The sequence below is a fragment of the Lysinibacillus sp. NPDC048646 genome, assembly GCF_050272295.1.
In the GTDB taxonomy this organism is placed as follows: Bacteria; Bacillota; Bacilli; order Bacillales_A; family Planococcaceae; genus Lysinibacillus.
The window spans coordinates 1-6,033 of sequence record NZ_JBNNLZ010000051.1 but is presented as its reverse complement, the minus strand read 5'-3'; the positions used below and the strand labels follow the sequence as shown (position 1 = coordinate 6,033).

General features: G+C 37.2%; 5 protein-coding genes and 1 pseudogene. All 6 read right to left on the bottom strand.

All coding sequences use genetic code 11. From position 1 onward, the window contains the following. Nucleotides 1-340: 340 nt before the first annotated feature. Nucleotides 341-621: pseudogene (locus tag ACQKII_RS24475) on the bottom strand (nucleoside transporter C-terminal domain-containing protein); the annotation flags it as partial. A gap of 10 nt (nucleotides 622-631) precedes the next feature. Continuing rightward, complete coding sequence (locus ACQKII_RS24470) at nucleotides 632-1,564, bottom strand: nucleoside hydrolase (RefSeq protein WP_427463033.1); 933 nt, start codon at nucleotides 1,562-1,564, stop codon at nucleotides 632-634. A 300-nt stretch (nucleotides 1,565-1,864) separates the two neighbouring features. After that, nucleotides 1,865-3,553 carry a methyl-accepting chemotaxis protein gene (locus tag ACQKII_RS24465; protein ID WP_427463032.1) on the bottom strand — a complete coding sequence of 563 codons (1,689 nt, stop codon included), beginning with the start codon at nucleotides 3,551-3,553 and terminating at the stop codon, nucleotides 1,865-1,867. A gap of 171 nt (nucleotides 3,554-3,724) precedes the next feature. Next, complete coding sequence (locus ACQKII_RS24460; RefSeq protein WP_427463031.1) at nucleotides 3,725-4,057, bottom strand: hypothetical protein; 333 nt, start codon at nucleotides 4,055-4,057, stop codon at nucleotides 3,725-3,727. Further along, nucleotides 4,032-4,844 carry a MerR family transcriptional regulator gene (locus tag ACQKII_RS24455; RefSeq protein ID WP_427463030.1) on the bottom strand — a complete coding sequence of 271 codons (813 nt, stop codon included), beginning with the start codon at nucleotides 4,842-4,844 and terminating at the stop codon, nucleotides 4,032-4,034. Before ACQKII_RS24455 ends, ACQKII_RS24460 begins: the two co-directional genes overlap by 26 nt. Before the next feature lie 378 nt (nucleotides 4,845-5,222). Beyond that, complete coding sequence (locus tag ACQKII_RS24450) at nucleotides 5,223-5,471, bottom strand: DDE-type integrase/transposase/recombinase (protein ID WP_427463029.1); 249 nt, start codon at nucleotides 5,469-5,471, stop codon at nucleotides 5,223-5,225. Between the last annotated feature and the right edge of the window lie 562 nt (nucleotides 5,472-6,033).

Sequence of the window (6,033 nt, the reverse complement as noted above, 5' to 3'; positions counted from 1 at the left end):
CAGAGGCTGGTCGGCTTTCCTTCACTTCTACTATAAAAAAATAGTAGCACAAACCATGGCCTAGGTTTGTACTACTAATGTTAGTATGTTTATATTTTCACTTGATTGAAACGAAAGTATCTGAGGTATTTCAGCTAATTTAGATTGTGGGATTGTGGGCTAATGCCTCAATCAGAACTCTACGTGGATTTTTCAATCGGATAAACAAGTACATTTTCTTACAAACTAATGCTATTAACTTTCATATTGTCCCCTAGTTATAAAAAAGACAGGAGAATCTCCTGTCTAAATAAGCATCCCAGCAATCGCTGATTAGCTAATGTGTTGCCGCAACTCTTGCTCATAAACCCATCTCTGCAATATCTTGTCTTCTTGAAGGTACAATTCTTCCTAATCCACCGATGATAAGAGCAATCACAGCCAGATTGGCAAATCCGCAAAGTGCAAAGCTAATGATAACGACACTTTTTTAAGACAGATTAGCAATCTCTGAAGAAAAAGCAGTATAAGCTACAATTCGTTTAATACAAATTTCTGACCTATAAATAAACCAGCTTTCAGTGCTTCTTCCAATGGAACACCGATAAGTAATACAAACGGTGAAAAAATATAGCCTAAGATTTCCCTTCTATTACTTTTTGGCTAATTCAGTCATATAATCGAAGAATGCATCGCGGTTCACATCGTAGACTACATTCACAGGACGTCCATCCGCTGTTTCAACTGTACGACCTTGGCTTGGACCGTCTGTGTGAACAATGCTGCTAATGGTTTGTACTTTAACAAGATCACGATTGCCAACAAATGCGGTTGTTAACACATCCCACAAATAGTATGTAGAGTTCGTTGAAAAATGAACAAGGGGTGGCACCATCGCATAACATTGGCCAAGAAAATCCACACCAATATTTTGGCGTTCTTTAGCCCAACGCTTGCGTACATCTAAAGTTAACGGTACTTGGTTTGTACTTTCAAGCACCACTAAATCAATTTCTATGCCGGTTTCCCATACACGAGCAGCTGCTTCAGGATCCCAAAACACGTTCCATTCCGCTGTTCCATCATGTTCAGGTTCGTGTACGTTTCCTGCTTCACGGAATGTCCCCCCCATCCAAACAAGTCTTTCAATTTTCTCTTCAATTTCAGGAGCTTCATCTAATGCACGAGCAAGATCAGTAAGCGGGCCTGTAAATAATAAAGTTGTTTTTTCTTCAGTTGCTAAAACCGTATCTATTAAATGAAGATGTGCTGGTTTATCCGCCACTGGTGTTACAACTTTTCCAGATTCATTTAAAATCGGTAGGGCATCAACATAAAATGCATGCATACGCCAGTCTTTTGGAAAAGGATTTTTCCCACGAGAATTTGACGCTGCTACGTCAAGACCACCATAACCAAAGCGATCAATAATTTTTCGGCTCGCAAACATTGCTGGTTCTAAATAACAATCTGCTGGAATGACTGAAACACCTGTGAGTTCAACAGTGTCCATTTTTAGTAATAAAAATAGCGAAACAAGATCATCAACTCCGCCATCATGATTAAAGTAAATTTTCCTTTTCATTACTTTCTCGATCCCTTCATGGTGAATTTTTATAAATTGTTGGGGATTCACCCAACTGTTTTCTTGTTGGAACACTCGAATAACGTCACACTTTGTTCCACACTAAGAGCCATCAAAATTTTCCTGAAGTGCCACTTCAAATAATAGCTTATAAACATCTTAAAATATAACAAACGCTACGATAGCTACCAGAACGTTGACTAGGGCATGTGTAAATACAAAAGGAAGAATTAATATCCCTTCTTTCATTTAACATACTACATTATAAGTGGTTAATGACTCCACTACAGTCCTACTATCTTAAATTTTAAATTTATTGATTTCTTCCTTCACTGTCAACGCTTCTTCACTTAATGATTTTGCAACAGCATTAATTTCTTGAATCGTTGCAGCTTGCTCTTCTACTGTCGATGCAATTGTTTCAGATTGCTGTGCAGCATGATTTGCAGAAGAGGACATTTCATTGACCGAAGCCGCCATTTCCTCAGTACTTGCAGAAATTTGTTGCGTAGAAGCAGACACATCCTCGATTTGAGATGTCATATCGCCAATTGCTTTTAAAATTCCATCGAACGCATTTTGAGCGTTTTGAATAAATGTAACACCCTCATCCACATTCAATACTGTTACACTTACGGCCTTTTCTACTTCCTTCGTTTCTTGCTGGATTAGTGCGATTACGTCCACAATTTGATTGGCAGATGCTTTAGATTCCTCTGCTAATTTGCGTACTTCATCTGCTACTACCGCGAAGCCTTTACCATGCTCTCCTGCACGAGCTGCCTCAATCGCAGCATTTAGTGCAAGAAGGTTAGTTTGCTCAGTAATATCAGTAATTACTTTTGTAATATTAACGATTTCAGTCGATTGTGTACTTAGCTTCTTAATTCGTTCATTTGTTGCATTTGAAGATTGTTGGATATTCGACATTTGATTTTCTGCGGTTTGCAACGTTTTTTCGCCTTCGTTTGCAATAGCTTGCGTGTCTACTGCCTTAGAGTGAAGCATTTGAGTAGCTTCAGCAATACGTTGAACTCCTTGGGCTGTTTCATCCATTGCTATTGAACTTTCACGTCCAGAAGCAGCTGCTTGATTATCACTTGCTACAAGTCTTTCGATAAGGTTTGCTATATCATTTGATGAGTGTGAAATTTCATCTGTGCTTGCTGCTAATTGTTCAGCTACTGATGTTGTATGTTCAACATTGGCAGTCATGCTATGTATTAGTGAATGTAAATTAGACTTCATCAAATTAAAAGAATTTGCCAAATCTTTAATTTCATCCTTTGTTCTAACTTCAATATCCTTTTCACTTAAATCTCCTTTAGCAATTACCTTTGCTGCAGAGGTTAGGTTATTGACAGGAACGACGATGGAACGTGCGAATACAACCCCAACTACTATACAAATAATTAAAATAATGCAGAACATCCATAAAAACCACTGGGTATTATCATCTATAAGCTTTTCGACATTTGCTAAAGAATTTTGTATTTCTGTAATGTTTTCCTGCTGAAAAATATCTACTTTTTCATTAATCTCGATTGATGTAGTACCAAATTCAAGCATAATTTTATTCCCTAGCTCAGGTCCGCCTTCAATATAGCTTTTAGCCATTTTCTGACCCGTACTATAATACTCATCAAACGCTACTTTAATCGTATCTAATTTTTCATTATCTTGTGGTTGCAAATTTTTCAGTTGCTCCAAATCCTCATAAAAAATTTTGCTATATTTTTCTGCTTGCTCAAATCCATCATCTAAATTATTAAGTGCTCTTGTGGCACTAATATCAGTTAAATACTGCCGAACCTGTACAACCGCTAACTTCATTTCATCTGCTAGCAACGTTGCTTGAAGTGTTTTTTCTTTCAATAACTCGACTTGCTCTATTTGGGATTTTGCATTTTGTTGTTGAAAAATCCCCATAATTAAAACTAATAATACAATAAGACCAAATGACACTATACTTCTAACTTTAATTGACATAGAATACCCCCTATTTTTTACCTCTACCACTTTAGTTTAGCAAACAATATAATAAAACATGGATATAGAGAGATACCTTTACAATTGCCCTAGTTGTTCATTTGTGCATCTCTCGGTCTCGTTTTCCAGTATTCTTCAGCAGCGGTGGATGAAATTTATGTTGCAAATCCATTAACCCTTACTTGATAACCGATTGCTTCTCACCATATTACGCTCCCCTTCGTCTCCGTAATAATCAACCGGCCAGCATAGCTTTTGCCCTTGTTCGTTGCAAACCCATCTCTGCATCGGATGCTGTAACGTTACAATCGGATGTTCGATTGAGAAAATAAAAATCCCTTCTTTATGAAGCCATCTGCGAATATTAGAAACTGCCTTGAGGTAATCTTTGACATAATGCAGAATCATGTTCGTAAGGCGTTGAAATTTCCCGTGAAAACCGTGAACAAGCAGTCGGCGGACCTGTGCCTGCATGGGTTCATTCGTTATCGGTGTTACATTCATGTTCGACCCTTCTTTTCGAATTTGCAACCGGCTTGATCAAGGCTTGTAGCTCGTAATGCAGTTTGCTTTCGCTAAACAGGGATAAGTAAGATTTTTCAATGAGGATAAGGGGCCCTGTTATGACAAAAGACTCCTCAGCAGCATAATCATAAAGTTGCTCAATCATTTGTTCAAGCTCATCATCTTCATGAATGAGTCTCTGCATTGAAAGATACTCACCCTCAGGAAAAGAAAAATCGCCAGGCTCTTGAGCTTCCAGGCACAAGGTGTTTATGTTTGATCCGTCATATATGTAATGAATGTCCGATTCGAACAAATTCGGAACTCGTTTCACCTTTTCGGCCAATAGTTTAGCATTAAGCTTCGTACTCGAATCCATTTCCATCCAACGAGTAAAATAGGTGACATCCCGCCGTTTAATTTGATACTGGTTGGACTGTGAACTAAAGCTCTGTTGTTCATGCAAAACTTTCTTAGTGAATAGCTGAAGCTCTTTGAGCCGCAACAATTCTGCTTCTACCTGATGCAAGGTGCTATGAAGAAGCTGTCGATATTGATCCGCTGAGAAGGAATCCATGCATTCTTTAATGGAATGAACAGGAACACTCAACTTGCGAAGCAATAGAATATGTGCAAGCTGATATACTTGATCAATGCTGTACTTTCTGTACTGATTACTATCTGTGTAAGCAGGTTGAAGAACTCCCTTTTCTTCAAAGTAACGAATTTGATGAACAGATACGTTCATAAGCTTAGCTAATTCGCTTATCGTAATTTCCGTCTTCATAAGCTTCACTCCTAAAAATATCGTTTAGAATACCCTAACAATACACCCTAGGTCAGACCTAAGGTCAAATGTTTTGTTTAAGATTATTTACTGTCACCGCCTCAATTAAATGCTGAAATAATAAAACGCTCTGTATATATAATAATTGAGCTTCTATAAGATCCTGCTCTTTTTTATATCGATCATAAAAAATCCTCGTCAACCGTTAAGGTCAGCGATGTTGCTTTTAATATTACTTATAAATTTTTCTCCATCTCATATTGTTCAATGGTGGATACTTCATATAGATTCAATATTATTTATAAATATTATCAACGGAAATTATGGTATTGGTGAAACTATTAAAAAAAGCAAGATAGCCGCCCTATTGTTGTTCGACTATGCTGTTAAATCAAACAATTCATTGGTTAATTCAACTGCAGAAAGGACAGACGAATGATTGCACTCGACCTGTCCTTTTCTTATCATGTGCATGACTTCGATTCCCGCAATTGTTTTTTCAACAGTATCAAAAGACTTGAAACGCAGCATTGGTTTTATGATCTTTTTTATGAATCTATGATCTTGTTCAATAATATTGTTGAGATATTTCTGTTGTCTAAGCAATGTTCCTTGGTTCATAACCATTTTCGTCCTTCAATTGCTGAATCATACTAGGGTTCAAAGGCAATTGAAATAGATTTATTAACCAAGTTAATTTACAATATATAGTATCTATAAAGTGTATAGTATTTTTTAACAGTAATGTTTGTACTTCATCTAAGTGATGTATTTAATTATTGGTATATAAGGATGGGCGTTATTCTTATAATTCTATCTCATGATGTTAAAACTCATCTTATCAAATATTCTTAAAGAAATAGTTTCTTGCTTATCCATCGAAATGGAAGTTACATATTTTGAAACTGGAAAGGCTCTTATCCATCATTATTCTACTGCTGAACCGTCGTATGGTGCAGGCTAACGGAAGGGCTCAAGGCACCATAGTTTATCGACCTTCCTCTCCCAGCCGTAGTATTCAATACCCGTTCTGAGTACATTTTCATCTTCTGTGGTGTAGCGCTGGTTTTTGCGCTACATGGATGGCTAACGGGGCAGGTTAGTTGTGCGAAATGTTTCTAGTTTAAATTGAGAATGGTCACATTACTCAGGTAAAGGCTAGACAGTTCCTTTCGGAACTGAAGGGTTA